This is a genomic window from Prevotella sp. PTAC, from assembly GCF_013166535.1.
Lineage (GTDB): Bacteria > Bacteroidota > Bacteroidia > Bacteroidales > Bacteroidaceae > Prevotella.
In genome coordinates this window covers 38,199-64,745 of record NZ_JABKKK010000012.1, presented here as the reverse complement: position 1 = coordinate 64,745, position 26,547 = coordinate 38,199, and the positions used below count along the sequence as shown (strand labels likewise).

The following is a 26,547-nucleotide window of genomic DNA, read 5'->3' as shown; positions in this document are numbered from 1 at the left end:
GATTCTAACAGACAAGAATTAAAAAAGAAAGTAAACAACAATTTAAAGAAACAAAGAAAATGTCAAGAACAAATTTTGATATGTTGTTGCAGGCCGGATGTCATTTCGGTCACCTGCGCCGCAAGTGGAACCCCGCAATGGCTCCCTACATCTACACAGAGCGTAACGGAATCCACATCATCGACCTCCACAAGACCGTAGCCAAGGTTGACGAGGCTGCCGAGGCACTCAAGCAGATTGCCAAGTCAGGAAAGAAAATCCTGTTCGTCGCTACTAAAAAACAGACAAAGGAAATCGTGGCCGAGAAGGCAACGAGCGTAAACATGCCTTACGTTATCGAGCGTTGGCCGGGCGGTATGCTCACCAACTTCCCCACAATCCGCAAGGCAGTGAAGAAAATGGCGAACATCGACAAGCTGATGAACGACGGCACATACTCAAACCTCTCTAAGCGTGAGCTTCTGCAAATCACACGCCAGCGCGCCAAGCTCGAGAAGAACCTCGGTTCTATCGCCGACCTGACACGCCTGCCCTCCGCGCTTTTCGTTGTGGACGTGATGAAAGAGGCTATCGCCGTGAAAGAGGCTAACCGTCTGGGAATACCTGTATTCGGTATCGTAGACACAAACTCTGACCCGAAGAACGTTGACTTCCTCATCCCGGCAAACGACGACGCGAAAGACAGCGTGGAGACAATTCTCGCTGCTTGCTGCGCGGCGATAGCCGAGGGTCTCGAAGAGCGCAAGGCAGAGAAAGCCGACGAGAATGCCGCTCAGGCACAGGCCGAGGCTGAAGCAGGCGAGGAGAAGCCCCGCCGCGCACGCAAGGCCCGCAAGGACGCTCCCAAGGCAGAGGAGGCGTAACAGCCCTGCCGACAAGGAAACATCATTAATCATCATTTAAATCAAAAAGAACAATTATGGCTGTATCAATAGCTGATATACAGAAACTCCGCAAGATGACCGGCGCAGGTCTTTCTGACTGCAAGAAAGCGCTCAACGACGCTGAGGGAGATTTCGACAAGGCAGTAGAGAAAATCCGTGAGAAAGGTCAGGCTATCGCCGCAAAGCGCAGCGACCGCGAGACTTCAAACGGTTGTGTTCTCGTCAAGTCAGAGAACGGCTTCTCGGCAATAGTAGCCTTGAAGTGCGAGACAGACTTCGTGGCCAACGGCGCAGACTATATCAAACTGACGCAGGACATCCTCGATGCCGCTGTTGCCGCAAAGGCCAAGAACATCGAAGAGGTGCTCGAGCTGACACTCGCCGACGGCACAAAGGTGCAGGAGGCGGTTATCGCACGCTCTGGTATCACCGGTGAGAAGATGGAGCTTGACGGCTACAACTTCATTGAGGGCGACAACGTGTCTGTATACGACCACATGAACAAGCACTTGCTTTGCACCATGGTTCAGACCAACAAACCCGCAGAGGAGCAGGCTCACGCCATCGCCATGCAGGTGGCTGCCATGAACCCTGTCGCTCTCGACGAGGCAAGCGTACCTCAGGAGGTGAAAGACACCGAGCTGAAGGTAGCTATCGAGAAGACCAAGGAAGAGCAGGTGGCAAAGGCTGTGGAGGCCGCTTTGAAGAAAGCCGGTTTCAACCTCTATATCGCAGAGAACGAGGAGCACCTCGCCGAAGGCATCGCCAAAGGTAACATCACCGAGGCTCAGGCCGACGAGATTCGCGAGCTGAAGAAGACGACAGCCGAGCAGAAAGCTGCCAACCTGCCCGAGCAGATGGTACAGAACATCGCAAAGGGACGTATGGCAAAGTTCTTCAAGGATTCATGTCTGCTCAACCAGGAGTTCATCCAGGACAGCAAGCAGACAGTTACGGACTACTTGAAGGCTTGCGACAAGGAACTTACTGTCGTTGCGTTCAAGCGTTTCACACTGCGCGCTGAATAAAACCAGTTCCGTGTACGCACGGAAAGTAGAATGATAAGAGGGTCAAGCGGCCGGGCGCAAGCTCTGCTTCTTGGCTCTTTTTGTCATTGTTGGAAGTGAAGTCAGTAGTTTTGGGGAGTGAAGAAAGGGATTTTGGAAGTTAAAGGAGGAATTTTTAGAAGTTAAAGAAGTGAAGGAAGTTAAAGAAGTTAAAGGACAATAGCTTATGAAGAGAAACTATATATAATATGGCGAAACTTGATAGGAAGCGGAAAGGATGTATCAGTAGGTATTGTCCTTTAACTTCTTTAACTTCCTTCACTTCTTTAACTTCTAAAAATTCCTCCTTTAACTTCCAAAATCCCTTTCTTCACTTCCCAAAAAAATCTTTCTTAACTTCCAAAAACCACTTGCATAACGTCTTAAAAAACTTTCAAAACAAAACGAATTATGAAAATATTTGCGGTAGGAATGAACTATATCCAGCACAATAAAGAGCTGGACGGAGCGTTATATAAACCGGAGAGTCCTGTTATATTCACCAAGGCCGACTCCGCATTGCTGAAAGACAAGAAACCGTTTTTCATTCCTGACTGGATGGGGCGGGTAGACTATGAGACCGAGATTGTGGTGCGTATATGCCGCCTCGGCAAGAGTATTCCCGAGCAATTCGCCCATCGCTATTACGATGCCGTGACGGTGGGAATAGATTTTACGGCACGCGATTTGCAGAAAAAACTGCGTGATGCCCGGCTGTCATGGGACTTATGCAAGGGGTTTGACGGCTCGGCGGCCATCGGGGAGTGGGTCGGCAAGGATAAGTTCAGGGACATACAAGCCCTGCGTTTCCATCTCGACATAAACGGACAGACGGTACAGGAAGGCTGTACGAGCGACATGCTCTTCCGCATAGACGAGCTCGTGGCCTATATAAGCAGATTTTTCACCTTGAAGACCGGTGACATCATATACACGGGAACGCCCGCCGGAATAGGGCCGGTGCATATCGACGACCGTCTGACGGGATATATAGAAGACAGAAAAGTACTGGAATTCAACTGTAAATGACGAAAAGACAAATCCTGATATTTGCCATATTTCTGTGCGGTATCGTGAAAACGGCTGCGCAGGAGTTTTTCAACCTGACGGCCGAGCAAGTCAGGATAGACACCCTCTTGCCTCATTTCAGTTATTCGAAAGACCTCGGTTATCATTATCCGGACTCGGTATACGACGTGAAAATAGAGTATCCCGAGTTTATCGACATGGCCGATGACGATATAGATAAATACCGTAAAATCACGGGCGACCTGCCTCCGGAGCTTCCTGAGGTGAATGTGTCGGTATCGGTATCGCGCAAACGCGGTTCGCTCGACGTGTCGTTCGTGCCGCTTGTGTTTCGTGACGGCAGATACAAGAAGCTCGTCAGTTTCATGCTATCCTTTAAAGCGCTGCCCGCAAAGAACGCCGTTCGGGGGGTAGGCAAGTCAATGCGCTATAACGATCCGGCAGAAAGATATGCCGGGCACTCTGTGCTCGGGAGTGGGACATGGGCGAAAATCCGTGTGCCGGCAAGCGGAGTATATCATCTCTCGGATGCCCTTATACGCCAGGCCGGATTTTCAGACATGTCGAAGATCAGGGTTTACGGATATGGCGGATACATGCAGCCGGAGCGGTTGGACGGTGATTATCTCGCGGCGACGGACGACCTGCGGCAAGTGGCTACGTATACAGCCGGCGGCAAGCGTTTTTTCTATGCCCGAGGCCCGGTGCGATGGGTTGATGGTAACGACCGTGAGCGCAATCCTTATTCGGACTACGGATATTATTTCATCACCGAAAGCGACGGCGAGGCACTCACTGCGGACAGCGCGGCCTTTTTCGGCGGTTTTTATCCGGCAGGCGAGGACTATAACACGCTGTATGAGGTAGACGACTATTCGTGGTATCACAGCGGTCGCAACCTTTATGATTCACGGGTGTTTACCGTAAACACGCCTAATGATTATTCGCTTGACGCAGCCGGACCGTCGGCTGTCGGAAGGCTGAGGGTGGTGATGACGGCCGATGTGTCGTCTGCCGCCACCATACATGTGAACGACAGCCTGGCCGGGACGATTACCGTAGGGACAACCAAAGACCCCAATGGCTTGGCCAATAGGGGCAGTGTGGTGCTTGACGTGCTCAACCTGAAACCAGCCAACAAGATTACAATAACGCAGACACGGGGCGGTGTCATGCGTCTGGACTATATGACATTGCATACCTACAAGCCCAGGGCGGTGCCCGATCCGGCGGTAGACAACATGCCGGTGCCGGAGTATGTGCACCGCATCACCAATCAGGATTTGCATGCGGACGGCCCGGCCGACATGGTGATAATAATTCCGACGACACAGAAGATGCGTGCGCAAGCCGAGCGCTTGAAAGCCATACATGAGCTTAACGACGGCATGAGGGTGCGCATAGTGCCGGCAGATGAGCTGTACAATGAGTTTTCGAGCGGCACGCCGGATGCCACGGCTTACCGCAGATATATGAAAATGCTCTACGACAGGGCGGCGACCGATGATGACGCGCCCAAGTATCTGTTGCTCTTTGGCGATGCGGCATGGGACAACAGGATGCTTACTTCCACATGGCGTAACTACTCTCCCGATGATTTCCTGCTGTCGTTTCAGAGCAGGAACTCGGTGAGCAAGACGCACAGCTATATCTCCGACGATTTCTTCTGCCTGCTCGATGACGGTGAAAGGATATTCAACGGAACGGAAACGGAATCTGTTGAAAATCCTGATGCCGACCGGTATAATTTCAGGGGTAAGCCTGATGTGGCTGTCGGACGGTTGCCGGTCCGTACCCCGGAAGAGGCTTCTGTCATTATAGACAAGATTGAGGCGTATATCGGCAACCGCACAGCCGGCTCATGGCAGAACACGACCGTTTTTCTTGGCGACGACGGAGACAACAACATACACATGGACGGAGCGGACAAAACGGCCGGCACGTTGGAGGCAAGGACTCAGAGTTTTGACATCAAGAAAATAATGTGGGACGCATACAAGCGTGAGACATCATCGACGGGCTCGAGATATCCTGATGTTGAGCGTGCCGTAAGGCAGTATATGACGGATGGCGCGCTTCTGATTAACTATACTGGACACGGCTCGCCAGTGCTGTTGTCGCATGAGCAGGTGGTGAAACTGCACGATTTCGCAAGTACTTCGACAGCAAATCTGCCCTTATGGTTTACCGCCGCGTGCGATATAATGCCGTTCGACGGGCAGGAAAGCAATATCGGTGAGACGGCAATGCTGAACAGAAACGGTGGCGCCGTGGCATTCATCGGCACCACACGCACGGTATATGCCAACTATAACGAATATCTCAACAAGGCGTTCATCATCGAAATGTTCGGTAATGCGGATGAGAACATCTCGATAGGAGAGGCCCTTCGCAGAGCCAAGAATGACATGGTAAGCCCTTCCTCGGGAGGATACTCCAATGATTACACAGACAATAAGCTGCATTTCGCGCTTTTGGGAGACCCGGCCTTGAAACTGTGCAAGCCCACATTCGCGGTCGAGATAGACAGTATCGGAGGAAAGAAAGCCGACGGCAGCGAGCCGGTCACCCTTAGGGCCGGCCAGGCCGTGACCGTGATTGCCCATGTGAAAGACAAGGGACATACGCTGACAGACTTCAAGGGAGTCATGGCCGCCACGGTGAAAGACATCAAAGAGACAATCGTATGCCGTGCCAATGAGACCGGAAACACGTCAAGGGCGTTTAAGTATGAAGACCGTACCGGCATAATCTTTCATGGAGCGGATAGCGTGAGAGACGGTCGTATCGAATTCTCTTTTATCATTCCGAAAGACATTAAATACAAGAATGGAAACGGGCAGATAATCATTTATGCCGTAAACGGCGACAAGACGAAGACCGCTCACGGCTCGAACGACGGCTTCATGCTCAACGGCTCGGTAGAGGCCGCCGCCGACTCGATAGGCCCGTCGATATATTGTTATCTTAATTCGACAGCGTTTACCAACGGTGATAATGTCAATCCCACGCCGCATTTCTTTGCCGAGATATACGATGAGAGCGGAATAAACTCTTCCGGTGGCGGAATAGGCCATGATCTTGAACTTATAATAGACGGAGATATGTCGAAAACGTATAATCTCAACGATTGTTTCACATACGATTTCGGAAGCTATAAGAACGGAACTCTCGGTTACAGTATACCCAGATTGGAGCCGGGGCGCCATAGATTGCTTTTCCGGGCGTGGGATATCCTCAACAATTCGTCTGTGGCAGAGCTTACGTTCAATGTCGTGGAAGGGCTTGGTCCTAATATCATCAATGTCGATTGCACACGCAATCCCGCCACAACGTCCACATCGTTCCGCATAGTGCATGACCGTGCGGGATGCCATGTGAATGCGTTGATAGAGATATTCGACATGTCGGGACGCTTGCTTTGGACGCATGCGAGAGACGGAATGCAGGCAGACAATACGATGACGATAGACTGGGACCTCACCATCGACGGCGGACGGCCGCTTGGTACGGGGGTATATCTGTATCGGGTGAATATCTCGGGCGATGGCAGCTCCTACACTTCAAAGGCCAAGAAATTGATTGTAATAAGCAATAAATAGGCCTGTCGCCACGTTTATAGATTAGTGTTTATGAACATTTCATGAATTATAATCAATCATCAGGAGATTTATGCCCTGCAAATCCGACAATTTATAATCGGCGGTTTCGCAATTCATAATCGGCGGTGCGGCATCTTAATAATAAACCATTTCGTAAATTACAAACCATAATATCACAGATGAACAGCAGACTCAGAATATCCATACTCTCGGCGTTGACGCTCATTTGCCTTTGTGCAGAGGCGCAAGACGATAAATTGCAACAATTCAATCCGGTGGAGCATGCCGTGATTTCACAGACCATTGCCCCCGACGCACGTGCGGCCGGTATGGGTGATGTGGGTGCGGCTACCGACCCGGATGTGACGTCCCAGTTCTGGAACCCGGCCAAATACCCGTTCTGTATCAGCCGTGCCGGAGTGTCGCTCAATTACACCCCATGGCTGCGTCAGCTTGTGAGCGACATCGATCTGGCCTATGTTACCGGCTATTATCGTATCGGAGATTACAGTGCGGTGTCAGGTTCTATCAGATATTTCTCTCTCGGTGAGGTGTTCACCGACGTAGGTTCCGACGGTGAAGGCGATATGAGTGTCAAGCCTTACGAGATGTCTATGGACGTGGCTTACTCGCTGATGCTGAGCGAGAAGTTCTCGATAGCCGCCGCGATACGCTGGATCTACTCCGACCTGCGTTATGACTATTCTGAAGATTCTTCGCCTGCGTCAGCCTTTGCCGCCGACCTTGCCATGTACTATAATAACTATCTGAACATTGGCAGCCGTGAGTGTCAGCTCGGTCTGGGTATGAATATAAGCAATATCGGTAGCAAGATAACCTATTACGGCGATGACCGCAGCCAGTTTATTCCTGCAAACCTCCGTATCGGAGCGGCGCTGATGGTGCCGATAGACGAGTATAACCGTTTCACCATAGCGGCGGACGCCAACAAACTGCTCGTGCCCACGGTGCCGAAGCAGATGGAAGGCGAGAGCGCGTCTGACTATCAGGACCGTGTAATCCGCGAATATAGTGATGTCGGTTCGATATCAGGTATATTCAAGAGTTTCGGTGATGCTCCCGGCGGATTCAAGGAAGAACTTGAGGAGATACAGTGGAGCGTGGGAGCCGAATATGTTTATCATGATCAGTTCTCTCTGCGTGCCGGTTATCATCATGAGAGCGAGAGTAAAGGAAACAGGAAGTATTTCACTCTCGGAGGCGGTTTCCGGATGAATGTGTTTTCGCTTGACGTGGGATATGTGATTTCCACGGCGCAGAGCAACCCGCTCGACCAGACCCTGCGCTTTTCTCTGGCGTTTGATATGGATGGCATTAAAGACCTCTTCAGACGGTAAGATGCCTTTTACCGGGACATGCTGATACGTCAGTCTTTGGATTCGGGTGTTATATCCCGTCTGGCAGGACATTATTTTGCCTTCGGATGAGTATCATTCCGTTTTATGTTGAGTGTCATTTTACTTCCGTATGGCAGCCATGTAGCTTTTGAGTGATAATCATATCGCTTATAAACAATGGTAATGTTATTTTAATGGTAATGAAATTCGCCTGTTGGCGGTAAACAATATGATTATGAACGGTTACAGAATAGGTTTCGGTTTCGATGTGCACAAGCTCGTAGAGGGCCGCGAACTCTGGATGGGCGGTATAAAGATTGGCCATACTCACGGCCTGCTCGGACACAGCGATGCCGATGTGCTGATACATGCCGTGTGCGATGCCCTGCTGGGTGCGGCCAATATGCGTGACATCGGCTACCATTTTCCCGACACATCGGAGGATACTCTCAATATAGACAGCAAGATATTGCTCCGCAAGACAATCGGTCTCATAGCATCCAAAGGTTACTCCGTGGGTAATATAGATTGTACGATATGTGCCGAGCGTCCGAAGATGAATCCGCATATACCGGCGATGTGTAAATGTCTTGCCGAGGTCATGGGAACGGATGAGGACTGTATTTCCATCAAGGCCACTACCACCGAGCGTCTCGGATTTACCGGCCGTGAGGAAGGAATAAGTGCGTACGCTGTGGCTTTGATAACGAAAGACTGTTGACTTTCGGTATTTTTTGTCTTTGTAGCTAAAATCATAAGGCGCGGGAAACATTATGTTTTTTGCGCTTTTTTATGTTCCAACGTGAAGTATGAAATGAAACTTAATAGTAAAATGATAGGCTGTAAGGATAAAAAAACGTATCTTTGTGCCGTATACGAATAGCTGTGGATGCTTGCGGAAGTATGTTTATGCCATAGTAAAGCGTCGGTGTTTAAGTAAAGAAAGATGGTGTTATGCTGGAGAAAGACTATATAATGCGCCTTGTACGTGAGTTTGGAGAGGCTGTCGCTCTACTGCTGAATAAGAGTGTGAGGAAGCAACAGGAAGAAATACAGCATATGTATAACGGCTATGTAGGCCCTTATGAGTTTTATCACACGGCGGCATTGGAAGATGTCATGGACAGCTTCGGGCAGTTTCCTGAAGACGAGCGACTGCCGCGCATGGAGATGCTCGCCAGATTGTACTATGTCGAGGCCGACTTGAAGACCGGCCCCATGCGCAGGATGCTGCTCGACAAGGCTCTTGCCCTTTTCATGTTTGTAGACAGGCATGATAAGACATACGACATGGACCGCATCGCAAAAATATCCGACTTGAAGCAACGGTTGGGATAGTGCCGCGATATATGTCACCGCCCGTTCCGCTTTCTTGTAAGTCATTCGGAGCGGCAGCGGGATGTGCATGTAATCAGACAAATACATTTATTATATCATAAAAGCGGGGCTCACTTCAATACTATGAAGCGAGCCCCGTTTTTTTTGATGTCCGTTGTGCCTTTTCATCGGCTTAACGGCTTTATTGCATGTTTGTCTGTATCTTTAACAGCCGGTCTGGGTTATTTGTTAATCAACCGCATGCCTGTTTTCTTTGCCGGTAACATGATTTTGGGAGCAGTCATCATCTGTCCGGTATCAATCTTTTTGCCGAAACGTGTGGCGTGCTTGTCCGCTTTCTTGGTTTTCGCTGTGCTTGGAGCGTTTGCCACGTCAGGTGTGGTGAACTTAACCTTTGTGAACGGTCCCCACTCTTTATTGGCGTTCATCGCTATTGCATAAGCGGTGTAGGTCTTGTTCGGTTCAAGTGCCCAACGGTCGTTGTCTTCTCCTATTACATCCCAGTTCGGATCGTCAAACATTGGGGGATAGTTCGGATTTTTCTCGTTTTTCAGATAGTTTTCTATCTCCTGATCCTGGGCACTTGTGTCTTCTTCTTTGTTTTCGGCCACTACCAGGTGGTAAACGAAAGTCTGGTCATTTGGTGTGAATTTGATCCATTGGTAGTATTCACCTCCTTCTTGGCCGAACTCACCGATTGTTATGTCAACCTTAGCCTCGCCCGGTCCCCCCTGTGAGGCTGTTGTCACGTATGCGTAGATTATCGGGGCGTATGTGCCGTTGGCGTCCCATGCCTGTATCGCGACTTCGTAGTCGGTGTTTGGTTTCAGATTCTTCCATTCAGTCTCATACTCACCGTCGAACGATACCTGGCTGAATTGCTTGATCATGTCGCCCATATTGTCGAAGCCCATCATCGGTCCCCACATCTCAAACTGATTCTGTGCATCGCCTTTATTGAACTGGCAGATGGCGTATGCGGCCACGTCTTCGTTGGGGGTGAACTTGCACTTGAACGAGGTTGGAGTGATGTCAGTGAAAGTGTATGCCACGTCGGGATTGCCGATAAGCGGAACTTGAGGTACTGTAAATTCGGCCTTTGAAGCCTCACAGGCCGTTCCGTAACCATCGTAACCCACTGTCATCACGGTGTAAGACGTTCCTGACTTGAAAGGTGTCTCAAAACCGGTCATCTGTCCGTTGGGGAAGTCATCCGTAAATGGGCCGATGCCACCGTTCTCTTCTATGAATGTTGCTGCTATCAGGTCGGTTGTGAGTGTATTTGCGGTGTTTGTCGGTATCACGGTTATTTTGAACGTGCGGCATGCCTCGGTCTTGATAGCCTCAATCCACAGGGTATCGCTCTGGCCGGCTTGTCCTTTCGCGAATTTGTTCACTTTCACGTCGGCGGCCACACGGCCTTCTGTCCTGAAGAATCCCACGCTGTCTATATCGTTGATGTTCCATGACTTGAACCGTCCTTGCTTGTTGAAGACAATCATTCTGTTCGGCTCTGCGGTCTGTGCGTCGGCTGCCAGTGTTATGAGAGCCATAATGAGTAGTAAGATATATTTTTTCATTTCTTTATGAATTTAAATGTGTTGTTGTTTACCTTGAATATATATACGCCTTTGGGCAGGGTGGATGTTTCAACGGGTGTGCCGTCCCAGTGTTCCGTACCCATCATTTTCCTGCCGTCTGCACTGAAAATGGAGGCCTGGGCGGTTTCGCTGATTCCGCTTGCCGACAGCATGTTGCCGTCGTAAGCAAACCTGATGTTTTGGTTGTCGTTGCCGGTGATGTTGTCGATGGCATCGGTCTTGTTCACAAACTTAATGCAGACAAGGTCGGCGAGGTTCAAGGCCGTTACGGTCTTTGCCGGCAGCGTGACAACATTCATCGCGCTTTCGTCGAAGTAGAACTTGCCGATGTCAGCCAGTTCGAACTTCTGTTGCTCGCCGCTGTGCTTCGTCACCACGACCTGTGTCTGTGCCGTGGCCGTGACTCCTGCCATCGCCAGCATGGCAACTGCCGCAATAGTAGTCTTTTTGTTCATAATTGTTGTTTTTTTTGTTTCCGTTCCGAGTATACCGTTGGTTCACTCTTCACTTTTAAATCATATTTTCGGTGACAAATATACATTAATTCTCTTTTAAAGTTTAATTTTTTGTGAAATAATTGTGAAAAATCATTGCAATTTGTTCGTGTGTTGGTTTCGTAATGTTCATTTTGAACCGTTCTCATCGTTATTGCGATGCTTTTTGGGGCTTACGTGTCATTGCCATGTAAATCGGTATGCAGTTTTGTGGGTCGGCCGGACCGGGCAGGTTTGGTGCAATACGTAAAAATAAAGTCATTGCGCAGGAGGCTCTGGACCCCGTGTTTCTTCGGCCGCCTGATTTCAATTCTCAAGGTGATCGGGTATTCGGCGGTTTTCTGTTATGTTGATTCATGGCTGTTTGGTGAAATGATTTTTTATAAACGGTTTTCTTGTGGTCGGTAGGTTATTGTGTGCATCTTTTTGTATGTCATATTTTTTAAGTACCTTTGCAGTCGTAACATTCGATTACAGAATTAAAGAAAAGACAATAATAAAATAAGAATATGAGTATAGAAAAGCAAATTTGCGGAGCCGCGCTCGAAGCCGTCAAGGCTCTCTACGGCCAGGAAGTGCCGGAGGCAATGGTGCAGTTGCAGAAGACAAAGAAGGAGTTTGAGGGCAATCTTACTCTCGTGGTATTCCCTTTCTTGAAGATGTCGAAGAAGAAGCCGGAGGATACTGCCACCGAGATTGGAGCGTATCTTGTCGGGCACTGCCCGGCGGTGGCGTCGTTCAATGTGGTGAAGGGTTTCTTGAATCTATGTATAGCATGCGGAGCATGGCTCGACCTGCTGGCCGACATCGACTCGGCCGACACTTTCGGGCACCGTGAGGTCAAGGCCGATTCGCCGCTCGTGATGGTTGAATACTCGTCTCCCAACACCAACAAACCGCTCCATCTCGGCCACGTGCGCAACAACCTGCTCGGTTGGAGTCTCGCCCGCATAATGGAGGCCAACGGCAACAGGGTGGTGAAGACCAACATCGTAAACGACCGTGGCATACATATCTGCAAGTCTATGCTGGCATGGCTGAAATACGGTAACGGTGAGACACCGGAGACAAGCGGTAAGAAAGGCGACCATCTCATTGGTGACTATTATGTGGCTTTCGACAAACATTATCGCAAGGAGGTGGCCTCGCTTAAAGAACAGTATCTCACGGAAGGCATGGAGGCCGAGGCGGCCGAGAAGAAAGCCAAGGAAGAGGCTCCGCTGATAAAGGAGGCTCACGACATGCTCGTGAAGTGGGAGAATAACGACCCCGAGGTGCGCGCCTTGTGGAAGAAGATGAACGACTGGGTGTATGCCGGCTTCGACGAGACATACAAAGCCATGGGCGTTGGTTTCGACAAGATATATTACGAGAGCGAGACATATCTTAAGGGTAAGGCCAAAGTGGAAGAGGGACTTGCGAAAGGTCTCTTCGAGCGTCACGAGGACAACAGCGTGTGGGCCGACCTCACCGACGAGGGACTCGACCGGAAGCTCCTTCTGCGCAGCGACGGCACCAGCGTGTATATGACCCAGGACATCGGCACTGCCGAGATGCGTTTCAAGGATTTCCCGATAGACAAGATGATATACGTGGTTGGCAACGAGCAGAACTATCATTTCCAGGTTCTTTCGATACTGCTCGACCGTCTCGGCTTCAAGTGGGGCCGCGAGTTGGTACATTTCTCATACGGAATGGTGGAACTGCCGAACGGTAAGATGAAGAGCCGCGAGGGCACGGTGGTAGATGCCGACGACCTTATGGAACTGATGGTGGCCGATGCCCGCCGCACAAGTGAGGAGGCAGGCAAGTTCGATGACATGACAGAGGGCGAGCGTGCCGAGATTGCCCGCGTTGTGGGCATGGGAGCGTTGAAATACTTCATACTGAAAGTCGATGCCCGTAAGAACATGCTTTTCAATCCCGAGGAGTCTATTGACTTTAACGGCAACACAGGGCCTTTCATTCAGTACACATACGCCCGTATACGCAGTATCATGCGCAAGGCGGCCGCGGCCGGTCTGGATTCGGCTATTTCTGCGGCCGGTATCTCAACAGACCTGAATGAAAAGGAGATAGCCCTCATCCAGAAGATGAACGACTATGGCACCGTTGTGGCTCAGGCCGGCAAGGATTACAGTCCGAGCGGCATTGCCAACTATTGCTATGAGTTGACAAAAGAGTTCAACCAGTTCTATCATGATTACAGCATATTGAGAGAAGAAGACGGTAACAAGAAACTCATGCGTCTCGTTATCGCCCGCAATGTGGCAAAGGTTATAAAGAACGGCATGTCGCTGTTGGGTATTGAGGTGCCTGAGAGGATGTAGTTTTTTTAGGAATTAATATATTAGGTTTGGGAGTTAATAAGTTAAGCCAAATGCTTTGTCATGTGAAATTAGAGGAGCAAGGGGGGATGCCATAGCTTTTAAGATTTGGAGGTCATGACATCTTCTTGCTCATCGTTCGTAATCATACACTTAAAGCATTTGGCTTAACTTCTTAATTCCTTAACTTCATAAAATAGAATTCAATATGCCCGACATGCCGATCAATCCGCCCGACTGGCGGCACGACACAGTACTGCCACTTCATTTAGACGTGCGTGCCGACGCATGGGCCGTGGATGCCGCTTGCAGCGGTAATCCCGGACCTATGGAGTATAGAGGCATCGATCTTGCCACCGGACAACAGGTATTCCACTACGGCCCGGTGCACGGAACGAACAATATCGGTGAGTTTCTTGCCATTGTTCATGCCTTGGCGCTTATGCGGCAGCAGGGAATAAACAAGGCGATATATTCTGATAGCTATAATGCCATACTGTGGGTGAGCAAGCGTAAGTGTAAGACAAAGCTCGAGCGCAACGCCGATACGGAAAAGCTGTTCGGGGTGATAGCGCGTGCGGAGCATTGGTTGGCTACCCATAGTTATACCAACCCGATAATAAAATGGGAAACGAAGAAGTGGGGCGAGGTGCCCGCCGACTTCGGAAGGAAATAACGATAACGTGCAAAACCGTTGCAAAATACCGTTCACATCGGTTTTGCAACGGTTTTTCATGTTCCGTCCGTCTGTATGTGGCAATTACGTTTCCGTCGTATTGCCGTTTTTATATTCCGTCCGTCTGTATGTGGCAATTATGTTTCCGTCGTATTGCCGTTGTTCACACAGCCTTATACCGTCTGGCAGGGTGGGAGCGTGTGTACCTCCCGTTACTGTTGCCGGCGATATCTCTACCCTTATCTCGTCGAACAGTCCCTCACTGATGAACGATCGGTGCGTTTTTGCTCCGCCCTCAACGATCAGCGACTGTATGCTCTTGCCGTGCAGGTCGTCCATCAGGCTGTGCAGGTCTGTGTCGTGGCCGAGCGTTATCCGCATTGGGTCACGCCCGGTCCAGTGCCGCACGTTCAGTGCGGGGCGATCCCGTTCGGCCGTCGTTCGTCCCACGAGAATGGCGTCGTTCTCAGCCCGCAGTCTGTGGCTGAGCATGCTGGTGAACGCATTGGATATGGCCGTGGGCCGGAAGTTGTCGTCTATATATCCGTTTGATGTCTGTGCCCATTTGAGTATGATGTAAGGCCTGTGCTCGCTGTGGTATGTCATGAAGCGTTTGTTCAACTCGGCACACTCGCTTTCGAGCACTCCCACCGTCACTTCAATCCCGGCACGGCGTATCATCTCGATGCCGCGGCCCTGTACGCGGGCGAAAGGATCGGTGCATCCAACCACCACCCGTCGCACGCCTTTCTTTATTATCAGTTCGGCGCATGGCGGTGTCTTGCCGTGGTGGGCGCACGGTTCGAGGCTTACGTATATCGTGGCTTCGGCCAGCAGCTGTTCGTCTGCCGGTCTGACCGAGGCGAACGCGTTCACCTCGGCATGTCCTTCGCCGCATCTTATGTGGTAGCCCTCACCGATAATTCTTCCACGGTGCGTTATCACTGCGCCCACCATTGGGTTCGGTCTCGCCTCCATCAGCCCGCAACGTGCCAGTTGCAGGCATCGGCGCATGTATCTTTCATCTTCCGTTATTCTGCTCATCGCTTATCTTCTCTATCTCTTTCAGTTGTCGCCGGCAACCTGTTTTTGATGCCTTCTCCCGCCTGTCCGGTCGCTTTTGGCAATCCGTTTCATCGCCGTTGCGCATATTTTTACTACCTTTGCATATCATGACATACGAAGAACTGTGGCGTAAGCTGACTCCGATATATGCCCAAGGCGAGGCGAAAGCCATCGTCAGGTATGTGCTCGACATGCGTTTCGGCTTGTCGGCTACCGATGTTTACTGTGGCAAAGTTACACAATTAAGCGCAGACGAGTGTCTCGAACTCGAGAAAATCATCGTCCGCCTGTCTGCCGCCGAGCCTGTGCAGTATGTTCTCGGCTGTGCCGATTTCTGCGGGCGCACGTTCCGTGTGGCTCCCGGCGTGCTCATTCCGCGGCCGGAGACGGAGGAGCTTGTGAGGATGGTGGTGGGTGATAGCGCTGACGACAGACCGTCCACCTTTTCTCCATTTTCGGTCCTCGACATCGGTACGGGCAGCGGTTGTATAGCCGTCACTTTGTCGGCCGATATTCCCGGAGCGTCGGTCACGGCATGGGATATATCCGGCGAGGCGCTGTCCATAGCGGAGCGTAATGCCGGTGGGCTTGGCGCGAATGTGCTCTTTGCGCTTCAAGACGCGTTGAGTCCGCCCGACGATGCGGACAAATGGAATGTGATAGTGAGCAACCCGCCGTATATATGTGATAATGAGCGTGTGTCAATGGAGCGTAATGTGCTTGAGCACGAGCCTCATACCGCGCTCTTTGTGCCCGATGACAATCCGCTGCTGTTCTATCGTTCTATCGCCGCCTATGCCGTGAAGGCTCTCAAGCCGGGCGGCAGGCTGTATTTTGAGATAAACCCGATATATTCCGATGAGCTTGCTGTCATGCTGCGCGGCATGGGCTTAGGCCGTGTGCGCATAGTGGAAGACGGGTACGGCAAGGAGCGTTTCGCCGTTGCATGTAAGACGGTTGGCGAAGAATCAAATATCATCAAACCCCATAAAGACAAATGACCAAGATTACAGAAAAAGATGCTCTGTTGAGGCTGACGAGCCTCTGTGCGCGGGGTGAGCACTGCGCCCACGAGATGCGGGAGAAGATGCGCCGCTGGGAGTTGACGGACGATGAGCAGGCAAGAGTGATGGAATATCTCACCGACGGAAAGTTCGTGGACGATGAGCGCTATGCCCGTGCCTTTGTGGCAGACAAGATTAAATACGGCAAGTGGGGCCGGCGCAAGATAGAGCAGGCTCTCTGGCAGAAGCGGATAGACGACGATATACGCCGCATGGTGCTCGATGAGGTCGACGACGGAGAGTATATAGCCGTGCTGCGATCTCTCCTTCAAAGCAAGCGCAAGGGCATAAAGGCGTCGGGCGACTATGAGATGAACATGAAGCTGATGCGTTTTGCCATGGGGCGCGGCTTTACAATGGATATTATCAGGCATTGCGTCGATTGCCCGGAGGAGTGATGCGTATAAGCTTTCTCACCCGTCTGCTCGACCTGGTCGCTCCCCGTGCGTGTGCCGTGTGCGGCTCCCGGCTGGCGGCTTCGGAGCGTTTTATCTGCTCGTCGTGTGTCCTTCATCTGCCGCGCACCGGTTATCATGCCCGTCCGCAAGACAATATTGTGGCCCGGCTGTTCTGGGGACGGGTGACGGTCATGAAAGCGTCGGCGTTTATTTTCTTCAGGCCGAAAGCAGAGTCGGCCGCCATCGTATATGAGATGAAGTATCGTGGAGATGTGGGAGCCTGCCGGTATATGGGGCGGATGATGGCGGCCGAGCTTGCGGCCGACGGCTTTTTCGACGGTATCGACATCATAGTTCCCATACCGTTGACCCGCAAGCGCCGCCGTGCGAGAGGCTACAACCAGAGTGAGGAACTTGCCCGTGGAGTGGCGGAGGTAGCCGGTTTGCCTGTTGATGCGGCCGTTGTTGAGCGCAAGGGGTTCTCGGTGAGCCAGACAAAACTGAGCCGTGGGCAGAGAATGGACAACGTGGAGGGTACCTTCCGGTTGAAAGCCCCCGGGCGTATAGCCGGCCGCCATGTTCTGCTTGTCGACGATGTCATAACGTCGGGAGCCACGATGATGTCTTGTGTCCGTGCCGTCAGTGAGGCGGATGGTGTCACTGTCAGTGTGCTTGCGCTGTCGTTTTCACATGGTTGAACGGCAGCTTGAAGCAAGGAAGCCGGCTTTTGGCGGTCTGTTGTATGTATTCCTCTATTTGAGAGACAGCCTTTCTTTTTCCTACGTCTGTCCTTTCTTCACTCCGCCGATGCTTAATCTCGCATATTTTGTGTAATTTTGCATGCGTATACGGTTGATGTCCGTAAGCGGCAGCGCTCCGGACCGCAAGCATGTACCGATGCGCACCGCCTGAACGATAATGAAAATAAACATCAAAATATAATAGATATGGATACAATTAAAAACATTTTCGCGTCGAAACTGCTCGACATCAAAGCCATAAAGTTGCAGCCCGGTAATCCGTTTACATGGGCATCTGGATGGAAGTCGCCTTTCTATTGCGACAATCGCAAGACTCTGTCATATACCGGCCTGCGCACCTTCGTGAAGCTCGAACTGTGCCATGCCATACAGGAGAACTTTCCCGGCGTAGAGGCCGTGGCCGGAGTGGCGACGGGCGCCATCGCCCAAGGGGCGCTGGTGGCCGACGAGCTGAACCTGCCCTTTGCCTACGTGCGCAGCAAGCCGAAAGATCATGGTATGGAAAACCTTATCGAGGGCGATCTCGAACCCGGCGCAAAAGTGGTTGTCGTGGAAGATCTCATCTCCACGGGAGGCAGCAGCCTGAAAGCCGTTGAGGCTCTGCGCAAGCATGGTTGCGATGTAGTGGGCATGGTGGCATCTTATACTTACGGCTTCCCGGTGGCAGAGAAGGCGTTTGCCGATGCCGGTGTGAAGCTCGTGACGCTTACCGACTACGAGCATGTGGTGGCTCGCGCGGCGGCCACAGGCTATATCGCCGATGCCGACATAGAGGTGCTTAACGAGTGGCGGAGCAATCCTGCCGAGTGGCGTAAGTAAGATATCTCGGACAGGCTGGAATACTATGTTAATTAAAAATCATGTCCTATGAGTAAATTTGAAAGCAGCATAAAGCAGATACCTTATTCGCAAACGGCGGTGTACAATGGTATCAGCAACTTGGAAAATCTGGAGAAGGTGCGCGACCGCGTGCCCGAAGACAAGGTCAAGGATTTCCGTTTCGACCACGACTCGGTGAGTGTGAACGTGGCTCCCGTGGGCGAGTTGCGCATGCAGATAATAAGCCGTGAGGAGCCGAAGTGCGTGAAGTTTGAGGCCGTACAGTCGCCAATCCCTTTCTACCTGTGGATACAGGTGCTGCCCGTGACCGACACTTCGAGCAAGATGAAGTTAACGCTCGAAGCCGACATCAACCCGTTTATAAAGGGAATGGTGTCCGGGCCGTTGCGCGACGGTCTTGAAAAGATCGCCGATGCGCTGGCGATGGTGCCTTACGAATAATCGTGCGGCTCATTCCCATACCACAGGCCGGTGGAGAGAGAAAACATTGTTTTATAGCACATAAAAATGCGGCTGCCCATCACGGGCAGCCGCATTTTTATTTTCACTTTTAATTAATCACAACAAACGTTGTGTTTTTCTTTAAATCCAGTCTCTCTCGAGACCATATTCTCCAACCGGTAGCTCTCTACCTTTTTAAAAAAACGTTTTATTCTTCGTCATCTCCCCAGAGGTCGAGATGGTCTTTCGACAGACCCTCACCGCTCGCGTGTCCGTCGCCGAATATGGCCGAGCCGGTGTTTCCGCTCTCGTCGAACATTATGCTTGCTGCCATTATCTGTTCAGTCTCTATCGTCATTACCTCTGTTAGGGGTGTCATATATTGCTTTTTCATATTGCTTGTTTTTATTTGTTGTTTGTTGATTTTATATTCCGATATTGTACGCTTGCCGTTTATTTCACTATAATCTTCTTGCCGTTCATGATATACAGGCCTTTCGACGGAGAGGCTACACGCTGTCCGTTGAGGTTGTATATTGCGTTGTCTTTCGCGGTGTTGTCCTTTATCGTGCCGATGCCTGTGGTCTCTCCGTCGAAGATTACCTTTATGCCTTTGGCGGCGTTTGTCGTGAGCACTTTCAGGTATGCCTTGCCTGCCGCGAGCTTTGTACCTCCGTCTGCTTCGGGTCTGGCTTTGAAGAAGCCCACGGTCTCACCCTCTTTCGAGAGCACATAGTTGGTGTATTCTCCATCGGTCTCGTTCAGTGTGGTCTCAGCTTGCACGCCTGTAAAGTCGTTTCCGGCATTGCGTTCGGCCTCGGCAGCTATGACGATGTCTTCCGTAGTCGCAGCGTCATTGAGCGCGCGGAGCAGCACTCCCTCGCCTGCGGCCACCGTGCTGACCTTAGTCAGTGTCACTGTGTTTCCGCTTACACTTGCCTTATATGCCGCAATCTTTGTGGCGCCGGTGAAATCCAATGCCACTGCCGGGCAGTATGTAGCCATACCTGCGTCTGTGACTGATACGGTCTCTGTGGCGTCGCCTGTTCTCTGGATATAGATAAAGTCTATGCCACGACTTCCGTCTGTTGTTGTTTCAAGAGTTATGGCTGTCTCTGTTGAGAGTGTAAACTCTTTGCTTTCATAATCTTGTATATAGCCTTTACTTGCGAACAATCCGCTTGTACCGGGATCTTTATCACTACAAATATAAGAAGATTCTATTTTTACATCATTTGCTTTGAATATGAATTCAGTTCCGGCACTTCCCCAAATGGAAGTATAAAGCCTATATTTGCCGGCTGGTAGAGTAACGATTGCTACAGCTTCCTCGTTTGCGTTGTAAGCGCATTTTCCATTAGAGCAACGGATGTCTGAATTAGCGGCAGAAGACATTGTCAATCCGTTGATAGACTCAGCTTCATTATAATATACTATATTCTCTTTTACTGCTTGATATCCATTGATATTTTCTATTTGATTGTTTGATTTTATCGTGAAGCTATGTGAATAATATCCGTTGTTACCTTTGGCTTCATGTGAATATAGGATTCCGTCAATATTATAATAGCGTGGATAGTTTACATAGGCAATCTCTTCTTCAAAGTCAGAACCTTCGGCGATTTTATTGGTATTTCCTGCTACAACGGTATTTACGGTATAGTTCCAAGTCGCAGCTTCACGGAAAATGAGAGTGATAATGTTCTGTTCGGTATCCTCAACCAATGTGATAGTATTATTACCACTTACGTATATGTACTTTTTGTCATCCGTATTAAATGAATTAAGCATAGATTCGCTTGCGCTTACTTCTTCACCGATGTGACTTTCTATTTGTATATCTTCTTTTATTGTATTGTTGCTCTGATCTACAAATTTGATTGTATAAGTTGTTGGTTTTGCATCTTCGGATATTTCATTTTCCTCTACTATGATTCTTTTAATATATAGGTATCTTGGGAAGTTGAATTTGACAGCTCCATCTTCTTGTACTGTAAATACAGACGTATTGCCGCTTGATTCTTCCGTAAGATTGGAGCCAATGGTTGGTGCTCCTGTTGCCTCTATGGTTATTTTCTGGCCTTTTTTGCAGTCGGAAAGTCCGAATGCGCGACCTCCACTATTAGCTTGGTACAGTCCGTTTGACTGTCTTAGTAACCAGTTCGTTCCTGTTTGCAAAAGAAATTTTGTATCTAAAACGTCTTCATTTGCTTTGCAGGTCCCTAATACCGTATTTCCGACATTAATGGTGTTGTCGGTAAGAATGGTAATGCCTGTTTTGTCTGAATATTTTTTGCCAATTTCTGTAAAGTCTATTGACCATACAGTTTTTAATGCAGCAGACATGTTTGTCACCCCCATGGCCAATCCGACGGCCACGAGCAATGTTTTAAGTAAATTTCTTTTCATAAAGATTAAGTTATTAGTTATTGAATAAATTTTGAGTGTTGAGTGTCTGTCTTGTATGCCGCTGGTGTACGTACACGACAGTTGGGCGGAGCTTTTCGCTTCGCTATGCTTTGTGTTTCGGTGTTGTCGGGTTATTTTCGGGTCTGCGGCGCAATACGCTTGGTTTTCTGTGTGGCGTGCATACCCGTCGGTTCGTTTGCCGCTGGCGGCATAATTGGAAATGTTGTCACAACTTCTTATCCCACCCCTATGGCTTAGGGTGGTTGTACCGACAATCGTCGGACAGCCTGTATACGGTTTAAAGTTGTTCATCGGTATGCTTGTCAGCAGTTAAATAGTTATTCGTTTTCGGTTGGCAAATATACGAAATATTTTCCGAACGCAGAAATATTATATGTGTTTTTTTTTGTACAGTTGTAAATTTATTCGACAGCTTGCAGATATGCAATCAGTGCGATTCCGGATATATGAATAATATAAAAAAATGACAGATGCGGGATGTAAGAAACGCTTATGGACGTTGGTAATAATATTTACAAAACGCTGTTCAAAACTTGCCCGTTTAAAAATAAAAACTGCCAACTTTGGCGATTTTTTATTATAATAATTTGTGCAAATCAATGAATTCTATATATCTTTGCGTTGTAAAAACGCCAATCTTGGCAAAAATTTAATGTAAGTTATGGAAATAAAAAGAGATAGGTATCTCCAGCAATTGATAGCAAGCCGTCAAAACGGATTCATCAAGATTATAACGGGAATTCGCAGATGCGGCAAATCATACCTCTTGAATGTTTTGTTTTATCACTATCTGTTGGAAAATGGTGTGACAAATGACCATATCATCCGTGTTGATCTTGAAGATCGAATGAACAAGGATTTGAGGAATCCAGATACGATGCTCCATTATGTCCATGATAGAATTAAAGACAGGGAACTCTACTATATCATTATAGATGAGGTGCAACTGATGGATGAATTCGTTGATGTTTTGAACAGTTTCCGCCATATCGAAAACGCCGATACATATGTGACAGGAAGTAACTCTCACTTTTTATCATCCGACATCCCGACAGAGTTTCGTGGCCGAGGGGAGACAATCCATGTTAATCCTCTTTCTTTTTCAGAATTTTATTCTGCTGTAGGTGGGGATAAGCAAGACGTATGGCGAGAATATTATACTTATGGCGGCTTGCCTCTCATTCAATCTTTTGATACGGAACAAAAGAAGATAAACTATTTGAAGAATTTGTTTGAGACTGTTTATTTGTCAGACATTATTGAGAGGCATAAAATAAAGAATGGGAATGAGATGCGTGAGCTGGTGCTTATAATGGCATCATGTATAGGTGCGTCATGTAATCCTACAAAGTTGTCGAATACTTTTAAGAGCGTAAAAAATGTAAAGATTGGTAGTCAGACCATTTCTAATTATCTTATCTACTTATCAGAATCGTTTCTTTTGAATAAGGCAATGCGATATGATATAAAAGGAAAGAAGTATATCAACACGCTTTCTAAGTATTATTTCGCAGACATTGGTTTGAGAAATGCCATTCTTGATATGCGTCAACAGGAGGAAACGCATATCATGGAAAATATCATCTACAATGAATTGGTTGTCCGTGGTTACAGTGTTGATGTAGGAATGGTGGAAATAAAGAAGCCTGATAAGGACGGCAAGTGGCTTCGCATCCAACTGGAAGTGGATTTTATCGCCACTCTCGGTAGTAAGAAGTATTATGTGCAATCGGCTCTATCTATCCCTGATAGAGAAAAGGAGATACAGGAATCTCGTTCGTTGATAAACATCAATGACTCTTTTAAGAAAATTATTGTTGTCAAAGACCACATTATGCCTCGCCGGAATGAGGAGGGAATACTCACTATCGGACTATTTGATTTCCTGCTCGATGAGGATAGTTTGGATATATGAAAAACATATACGACAAGTAATCTGAATGCAGGTTTGTTTCTTCTGTTTCAATTTTAATAATAGCTTGGTAGATGGAAATGGAACCTCACAAAGAACTATTCCATGTTGACAAAAGATTGCATTTTATTTTTAAAAAAAGGATTTTGACGTTTTAACAAAGTGTATAAGCCTCTTGTATAAACTTGTGTTGGATGATGGTTTGATAAAAAACAAAAGTGGCGGGATGTAAAAAACTCTTATGGACGTTGGTAATAATATTTACAAAACGCTGTTCAAAACTTGCCCGTTTAAAAATGGAAATCCTGTTGCCGTAAATATCGCGGTATTTTGATATTTTGCGCAATTGGTTGATAGTCAGTGTCATACGTGAATTTTGTTTCGTCCGCATGTCAAGCACTCTTCGTTTTCAAGGTTTGTGCAATCCGATTAGCGTCCCGTTGGTCTGCATTTAGTATCCCGTTGGCTTCCGTTTAGTATCTAAATGGCTCGCGATTACCTGCCAAACGGCTTCCAACGGGTGCCCCGTTGCGGGAAAAAGACGGATTTTCGGTTTTCTGCCGGGCGCTCTATCGTGTTGTATATCGCAATCGGTATCGTTTCCGTTTTCTATTTCATGGAAAAAGAAAGTGTTAAATTAGTGATAAAATCATGACACTGTGACGTACCTCTCGTACAACCGCGGAGAACATAAAGCGCACAGTAATCATGTCGACAGGCGGAGGGATAACGGAGCTGTGACTTTTGCGGTTGTTTTTTCCCGATGTGTGATTGGCGTGGGGCAAATCCTGAAAATAGGCTGTTGCCTTTGCCCGCCGTCTCGATTTTATTTCTTATTTTTGCAATCGGAAACCGTTGTCGCCACTGTCGGCGACACATATTTTATAGAATAATGGCAATGGCAAACAAACTCTGGGAAAAGGATTTTGCGATAAACAGTGAGATAGAGCGCTTTACTGTGGGGCGCGACCGCGAGATGGATATCTATCTCGCCCGGTACGATGTGCTCGGTTCCATGGCTCACATCAAGATGCTCGAAAGCATAGGACTGCTGGAAAAGGCCGAGCTGGCCGAACTGCTGGCCGAGCTTCGGCGGATATACGATTTGTGCGAGCGTGGCGGTTTTGTGATTGAGGATGGTGTTGAGGACGTGCACTCACAGGTAGAACTGATGCTCACCCGCCGTCTCGGCGATATGGGAAAGAAGATACACAGCGGGCGGTCGCGGAACGACCAGGTGCTGGTAGACCTCAAACTGTTCATCCGCCACGAGTTGAAAGAGATAGCCATGGCAACCGGCGGCCTGTTTGACGAGCTGTTGGCCAAAAGCGATGAGTATAAGAACGTGCTCATGCCGGGCTACACACACTTGCAGGTGGCGATGCCAAGCTCGTTCGGGTTGTGGTTCGGAGCGCACGCCGAGAGCCTTGCCGATGATATGCTGTTCTTGCAGGCGGCCTACCGCATGGCAAACCGCAATCCGCTCGGGTCGGCTGCGGGCTATGGCAGCTCGTTTCCGCTGAACAGGACGATGACCACCGAGCTGCTCGGGTTTGACTCGATGGACTATAACGTGGTATACGCCCAGATGGGTCGGGGCAAGACGGAGCGTAATGTGGCTTTCGCCATGGCCTCGATAGCGGGCACGCTTTCCAAGCTGGCTTATGACGCATGTATGTTCAACAGCCAGAACTTCGGGTTCGTCAGGTTGCCACGGGAGTGCACCACGGGCAGCTCGATAATGCCGCACAAGAAAAACCCCGATGTGTTTGAGCTTATACGTGCCAAGAGCAACAAGTTGCAGGCGCTGCCGCAACAGATAACGCTGATAATGAACAACCTGCCCACCGGCTATTTCCGTGACTTGCAGATAATAAAGGAGACGTTTCTGCCTGCGTTCGGCGAGCTGAAAGACTGTCTGCGCATGGCGGCGTATATCATCAGCCGTATCGAGGTGAATGAGGGTGTGCTGGATGACAAGATGTATGACCCGATGTTCTCTGTGGAGGAGGTCAACCGCCTCGCGGCCGCCGGAATGCCGTTCCGTGACGCATATAAGAAGGTGGGACTGGACATCGAGGCCGGCACGTTCGTGCCCGACCGCAATATCCGCCATACGCATGAGGGGAGCATCGGCAACCTGATGAACGACAGCATAAGGGCTATGATGGCCGGCACGATGGCCGGCTTCGGTTTCGACAAGGCCGAGGAGGCGGAGCGAACACTGCTTTCGAGATAGCTTTCCGGTTCCCGGGTCGCGGGAGAGTACGCTTTCACGGGGATTTGGCATTAAGAAACAAGATCGGGAAAAACATTCTTGTCGGAACCATTACAAGATAAAAACAGCAATGACAATACGCAAGACAATCATCAATACCGTTCTTCCTGTGCTGCTCGCCGTCGCGTCGCTCTGCTCGTGCGACAAAGCGGAGGAGACATACGGAAGCAACTATCCGTGTGCTTTCGCTTTCGACACCCGGCTGCACCCTACGAGCCTGCTTACGCGGGTGATGGACAACCCCGGCTCGTTCGTGCGGGTCGACGTGCGCAAGACGCAGGGTATAAACAGGCTGTCCATATCGTCCAACAACGGCATCGATACCGAAGACCTGCCAATCACCACAGACAGAGAAAACTACAGGATAGGAAACGTGGGGGCGGCAAACAGTATAATCGTAGGCTGCTCGGTGTTTAACGGACCGTGTGCCTACGACAGCCAGTGTCCCAACTGCATTGTTACCGGCGACATCTCGGGAGTGAGTATCCTGCTGGCATGGACGAGGGGCGGGCAGGCCGTGACGTGCGGCAAATGCAAGCGGAGCTATGAGCTGAACTACGACGGCCGGCCGACGGAGACTGGCGGCAGGCCGCTGATGCGATACAAGATTGGTTATAACGGCGTTGAGATGACGGTATACAACTGATTTTTTTTGTAAAAACGTTTGGCCGTTACGATAAATAGCGCTACCTTTGCACCCGCAATAAGAATGCGGAAATAGCTCAGTTGGTAGAGCACGACCTTGCCAAGGTCGGGGTCGCGGGTTCGAGTCCCGTTTTCCGCTCACTGATACATGGATGCCGCAATGGTGGAATTGGTAGACACGAGGGACTTAAAATCCCTTGGCCAGTGATGGCCGTGCGGGTTCGAGTCCCGCTCGCGGCACGGTGTGTAAAGGTAAAAGGGTAAAAAAGTAAAAAGGTAAAAAAGCCGTGCGGCATGCTGTTGGACAAGCCGTCTCCAAAGCTTTTCTACCTTTTTACTTTTCTACCCTTTTTACTTT

General features: G+C 49.4%; 24 protein-coding genes and 2 tRNA genes. 19 read left to right on the top strand and 7 right to left on the bottom strand.

Going from position 1 to position 26,547, the window contains the following annotated elements:
* The first annotated feature begins 59 nt into the window (after nucleotides 1-59).
* The 7 genes from rpsB (at nucleotide 60) to HPS53_RS10145 (ending at nucleotide 9,257) form a co-directional block, all read left to right on the top strand.
* Nucleotides 60-863: a 30S ribosomal protein S2 gene (gene rpsB / locus HPS53_RS10175; RefSeq protein ID WP_172206010.1), complete on the top strand. Its 804-nt coding sequence runs from the start codon at nucleotides 60-62 to the stop codon at nucleotides 861-863.
* Nucleotides 864-919: 56 nt separating this feature from the next.
* Nucleotides 920-1,912, top strand: coding sequence for a translation elongation factor Ts (gene tsf, locus HPS53_RS10170; protein WP_172206008.1), 993 nt, complete (start codon nucleotides 920-922; stop codon nucleotides 1,910-1,912).
* Nucleotides 1,913-2,341: 429 nt separating this feature from the next.
* Entirely contained in the window at nucleotides 2,342-2,959 is a 618-nt protein-coding gene (locus tag HPS53_RS10165) for a fumarylacetoacetate hydrolase family protein (protein WP_104370121.1), read from the top strand.
* On the top strand, nucleotides 2,956-6,561 hold the full coding sequence (porU, locus tag HPS53_RS10160; RefSeq protein ID WP_172206006.1) for a type IX secretion system sortase PorU: 3,606 nt from the start codon (nucleotides 2,956-2,958) through the stop codon (nucleotides 6,559-6,561). The genes HPS53_RS10165 and porU overlap by 4 nt, the downstream gene beginning before the upstream one ends.
* A gap of 179 nt (nucleotides 6,562-6,740) precedes the next feature.
* Nucleotides 6,741-7,919 (top strand): type IX secretion system outer membrane channel protein PorV, encoded by a 1,179-nt coding sequence (gene porV / locus HPS53_RS10155; protein ID WP_104370123.1) that lies wholly within the window; start codon nucleotides 6,741-6,743, stop codon nucleotides 7,917-7,919.
* Between the two features lie 235 nt (nucleotides 7,920-8,154).
* Nucleotides 8,155-8,640, top strand: a complete 486-nt coding sequence (gene ispF / locus HPS53_RS10150; RefSeq protein ID WP_172206004.1) for a 2-C-methyl-D-erythritol 2,4-cyclodiphosphate synthase — start codon at nucleotides 8,155-8,157, stop codon at nucleotides 8,638-8,640.
* 233 nt (nucleotides 8,641-8,873) lie between these two features.
* Nucleotides 8,874-9,257, top strand: coding sequence for a hypothetical protein (locus HPS53_RS10145; protein WP_104370124.1), 384 nt, complete (start codon nucleotides 8,874-8,876; stop codon nucleotides 9,255-9,257).
* A gap of 221 nt (nucleotides 9,258-9,478) precedes the next feature.
* Here HPS53_RS10145 and HPS53_RS10140 read toward each other — a convergent pair whose 3' ends face one another.
* Together HPS53_RS10140 and HPS53_RS10135 are read right to left on the bottom strand one after the other, a co-directional pair.
* Complete coding sequence (locus tag HPS53_RS10140) at nucleotides 9,479-10,837, bottom strand: hypothetical protein (protein WP_172206002.1); 1,359 nt, start codon at nucleotides 10,835-10,837, stop codon at nucleotides 9,479-9,481.
* Nucleotides 10,834-11,313, bottom strand: coding sequence for a T9SS type A sorting domain-containing protein (locus HPS53_RS10135; RefSeq protein WP_104370126.1), 480 nt, complete (start codon nucleotides 11,311-11,313; stop codon nucleotides 10,834-10,836). The genes HPS53_RS10140 and HPS53_RS10135 overlap by 4 nt, the downstream gene beginning before the upstream one ends.
* Before the next feature lie 548 nt (nucleotides 11,314-11,861).
* Between HPS53_RS10135 and argS the strand changes: the two genes are divergently transcribed.
* On the top strand, nucleotides 11,862-13,682 hold the full coding sequence (gene argS / locus HPS53_RS10130; RefSeq protein WP_172206000.1) for an arginine--tRNA ligase: 1,821 nt from the start codon (nucleotides 11,862-11,864) through the stop codon (nucleotides 13,680-13,682).
* A gap of 205 nt (nucleotides 13,683-13,887) precedes the next feature.
* Nucleotides 13,888-14,355 (top strand): RNase H family protein, encoded by a 468-nt coding sequence (locus tag HPS53_RS10120; protein ID WP_371410531.1) that lies wholly within the window; start codon nucleotides 13,888-13,890, stop codon nucleotides 14,353-14,355.
* A gap of 84 nt (nucleotides 14,356-14,439) precedes the next feature.
* Here the strand turns inward: HPS53_RS10120 and ribD are convergent, their stop codons facing one another.
* Together ribD and HPS53_RS12715 are read right to left on the bottom strand one after the other, a co-directional pair.
* Nucleotides 14,440-15,399, bottom strand: coding sequence for a bifunctional diaminohydroxyphosphoribosylaminopyrimidine deaminase/5-amino-6-(5-phosphoribosylamino)uracil reductase RibD (gene ribD / locus HPS53_RS10115; protein ID WP_172205998.1), 960 nt, complete (start codon nucleotides 15,397-15,399; stop codon nucleotides 14,440-14,442).
* Nucleotides 15,377-15,505, bottom strand: coding sequence for a hypothetical protein (locus tag HPS53_RS12715; protein WP_256372914.1), 129 nt, complete (start codon nucleotides 15,503-15,505; stop codon nucleotides 15,377-15,379). Before HPS53_RS12715 ends, ribD begins: the two co-directional genes overlap by 23 nt.
* A 22-nt stretch (nucleotides 15,506-15,527) precedes the next feature.
* Here HPS53_RS12715 and prmC point away from each other — a divergent pair, with 22 nt between their 5' ends.
* From prmC to HPS53_RS10100, 3 genes are read left to right on the top strand one after another with little or no spacing between them, the layout of a single operon-like run.
* A complete protein-coding gene (gene prmC, locus HPS53_RS10110) occupies nucleotides 15,528-16,421 on the top strand; it encodes a peptide chain release factor N(5)-glutamine methyltransferase (protein WP_172205996.1) in 894 nt (297 codons plus the stop codon).
* The gene (locus HPS53_RS10105) at nucleotides 16,418-16,882 is read left to right on the top strand and encodes a regulatory protein RecX (protein ID WP_172205994.1); all 465 of its coding nucleotides are present in this window, start codon (nucleotides 16,418-16,420) and stop codon (nucleotides 16,880-16,882) included. The genes prmC and HPS53_RS10105 overlap by 4 nt, the downstream gene beginning before the upstream one ends.
* On the top strand, nucleotides 16,882-17,580 hold the full coding sequence (locus HPS53_RS10100) for a ComF family protein (protein ID WP_172205992.1): 699 nt from the start codon (nucleotides 16,882-16,884) through the stop codon (nucleotides 17,578-17,580). Before HPS53_RS10105 ends, HPS53_RS10100 begins: the two co-directional genes overlap by 1 nt.
* 81 nt (nucleotides 17,581-17,661) lie before the next feature.
* Here HPS53_RS10100 and HPS53_RS10095 read toward each other — a convergent pair whose 3' ends face one another.
* Nucleotides 17,662-17,814 (bottom strand): hypothetical protein, encoded by a 153-nt coding sequence (locus HPS53_RS10095; protein ID WP_172205990.1) that lies wholly within the window; start codon nucleotides 17,812-17,814, stop codon nucleotides 17,662-17,664.
* 15 nt (nucleotides 17,815-17,829) lie between these two features.
* Here HPS53_RS10095 and pyrE point away from each other — a divergent pair, with 15 nt between their 5' ends.
* On the top strand, nucleotides 17,830-18,462 hold the full coding sequence (gene pyrE / locus HPS53_RS10090; protein WP_104370136.1) for an orotate phosphoribosyltransferase: 633 nt from the start codon (nucleotides 17,830-17,832) through the stop codon (nucleotides 18,460-18,462).
* A 48-nt stretch (nucleotides 18,463-18,510) separates the two neighbouring features.
* Nucleotides 18,511-18,924, top strand: coding sequence for an SRPBCC family protein (locus HPS53_RS10085; RefSeq protein WP_172205988.1), 414 nt, complete (start codon nucleotides 18,511-18,513; stop codon nucleotides 18,922-18,924).
* 208 nt (nucleotides 18,925-19,132) lie between these two features.
* Here HPS53_RS10085 and HPS53_RS10080 read toward each other — a convergent pair whose 3' ends face one another.
* Nucleotides 19,133-19,318 (bottom strand): hypothetical protein, encoded by a 186-nt coding sequence (locus HPS53_RS10080; RefSeq protein ID WP_146078726.1) that lies wholly within the window; start codon nucleotides 19,316-19,318, stop codon nucleotides 19,133-19,135.
* A gap of 59 nt (nucleotides 19,319-19,377) precedes the next feature.
* Nucleotides 19,378-21,333 carry a hypothetical protein gene (locus HPS53_RS10075; protein WP_172205986.1) on the bottom strand — a complete coding sequence of 652 codons (1,956 nt, stop codon included), beginning with the start codon at nucleotides 21,331-21,333 and terminating at the stop codon, nucleotides 19,378-19,380.
* A gap of 682 nt (nucleotides 21,334-22,015) precedes the next feature.
* On the opposite strand from HPS53_RS10075, the gene HPS53_RS10070 reads away from it, so the two are divergent.
* From HPS53_RS10070 to HPS53_RS10050, 5 genes are all read left to right on the top strand, one after another.
* Complete coding sequence (locus HPS53_RS10070; RefSeq protein ID WP_104368269.1) at nucleotides 22,016-23,269, top strand: ATP-binding protein; 1,254 nt, start codon at nucleotides 22,016-22,018, stop codon at nucleotides 23,267-23,269.
* A gap of 895 nt (nucleotides 23,270-24,164) precedes the next feature.
* Nucleotides 24,165-25,505, top strand: a complete 1,341-nt coding sequence (gene argH, locus HPS53_RS10065; protein WP_172205985.1) for an argininosuccinate lyase — start codon at nucleotides 24,165-24,167, stop codon at nucleotides 25,503-25,505.
* A 109-nt stretch (nucleotides 25,506-25,614) separates the two neighbouring features.
* Nucleotides 25,615-26,190 carry a hypothetical protein gene (locus HPS53_RS10060; RefSeq protein WP_104368526.1) on the top strand — a complete coding sequence of 192 codons (576 nt, stop codon included), beginning with the start codon at nucleotides 25,615-25,617 and terminating at the stop codon, nucleotides 26,188-26,190.
* A 65-nt stretch (nucleotides 26,191-26,255) separates the two neighbouring features.
* Nucleotides 26,256-26,328 (top strand) — tRNA-Gly (locus HPS53_RS10055).
* Nucleotides 26,329-26,343: 15 nt separating this feature from the next.
* A tRNA-Leu gene (locus HPS53_RS10050) sits at nucleotides 26,344-26,429 on the top strand.
* The last annotated feature ends 118 nt before the right edge of the window (nucleotides 26,430-26,547 follow it).

Excerpts from the sequence above, each read along its gene's own strand:
- rpsB (WP_172206010.1), top strand. The coding sequence starts at position 60 with ATGTCAAGAACAAATTTTGATATGTTGTTGCAGGCCGGATGTCATTTC.
- tsf (WP_172206008.1), top strand. The coding sequence starts at position 920 with ATGGCTGTATCAATAGCTGATATACAGAAACTCCGCAAGATGACCGGC.
- HPS53_RS10165 (WP_104370121.1), top strand. The coding sequence starts at position 2,342 with ATGAAAATATTTGCGGTAGGAATGAACTATATCCAGCACAATAAAGAG.
- porU (WP_172206006.1), top strand. The coding sequence starts at position 2,956 with ATGACGAAAAGACAAATCCTGATATTTGCCATATTTCTGTGCGGTATC.
- porV (WP_104370123.1), top strand. The coding sequence starts at position 6,741 with ATGAACAGCAGACTCAGAATATCCATACTCTCGGCGTTGACGCTCATT.
- ispF (WP_172206004.1), top strand. The coding sequence starts at position 8,155 with ATGAACGGTTACAGAATAGGTTTCGGTTTCGATGTGCACAAGCTCGTA.
- HPS53_RS10145 (WP_104370124.1), top strand. The coding sequence starts at position 8,874 with ATGCTGGAGAAAGACTATATAATGCGCCTTGTACGTGAGTTTGGAGAG.
- HPS53_RS10140 (WP_172206002.1), bottom strand. The coding sequence starts at position 10,837 with ATGAAAAAATATATCTTACTACTCATTATGGCTCTCATAACACTGGCA.
- HPS53_RS10135 (WP_104370126.1), bottom strand. The coding sequence starts at position 11,313 with ATGAACAAAAAGACTACTATTGCGGCAGTTGCCATGCTGGCGATGGCA.
- argS (WP_172206000.1), top strand. The coding sequence starts at position 11,862 with ATGAGTATAGAAAAGCAAATTTGCGGAGCCGCGCTCGAAGCCGTCAAG.
- HPS53_RS10120 (WP_371410531.1), top strand. The coding sequence starts at position 13,888 with ATGCCCGACATGCCGATCAATCCGCCCGACTGGCGGCACGACACAGTA.
- ribD (WP_172205998.1), bottom strand. The coding sequence starts at position 15,399 with ATGAGCAGAATAACGGAAGATGAAAGATACATGCGCCGATGCCTGCAA.
- HPS53_RS12715 (WP_256372914.1), bottom strand. The coding sequence starts at position 15,505 with ATGCGCAACGGCGATGAAACGGATTGCCAAAAGCGACCGGACAGGCGG.
- prmC (WP_172205996.1), top strand. The coding sequence starts at position 15,528 with ATGACATACGAAGAACTGTGGCGTAAGCTGACTCCGATATATGCCCAA.
- HPS53_RS10105 (WP_172205994.1), top strand. The coding sequence starts at position 16,418 with ATGACCAAGATTACAGAAAAAGATGCTCTGTTGAGGCTGACGAGCCTC.
- HPS53_RS10100 (WP_172205992.1), top strand. The coding sequence starts at position 16,882 with ATGCGTATAAGCTTTCTCACCCGTCTGCTCGACCTGGTCGCTCCCCGT.
- HPS53_RS10095 (WP_172205990.1), bottom strand. The coding sequence starts at position 17,814 with ATGTTTATTTTCATTATCGTTCAGGCGGTGCGCATCGGTACATGCTTG.
- pyrE (WP_104370136.1), top strand. The coding sequence starts at position 17,830 with ATGGATACAATTAAAAACATTTTCGCGTCGAAACTGCTCGACATCAAA.
- HPS53_RS10085 (WP_172205988.1), top strand. The coding sequence starts at position 18,511 with ATGAGTAAATTTGAAAGCAGCATAAAGCAGATACCTTATTCGCAAACG.
- HPS53_RS10080 (WP_146078726.1), bottom strand. The coding sequence starts at position 19,318 with ATGAAAAAGCAATATATGACACCCCTAACAGAGGTAATGACGATAGAG.
- HPS53_RS10075 (WP_172205986.1), bottom strand. The coding sequence starts at position 21,333 with ATGAAAAGAAATTTACTTAAAACATTGCTCGTGGCCGTCGGATTGGCC.
- HPS53_RS10070 (WP_104368269.1), top strand. The coding sequence starts at position 22,016 with ATGGAAATAAAAAGAGATAGGTATCTCCAGCAATTGATAGCAAGCCGT.
- argH (WP_172205985.1), top strand. The coding sequence starts at position 24,165 with ATGGCAAACAAACTCTGGGAAAAGGATTTTGCGATAAACAGTGAGATA.
- HPS53_RS10060 (WP_104368526.1), top strand. The coding sequence starts at position 25,615 with ATGACAATACGCAAGACAATCATCAATACCGTTCTTCCTGTGCTGCTC.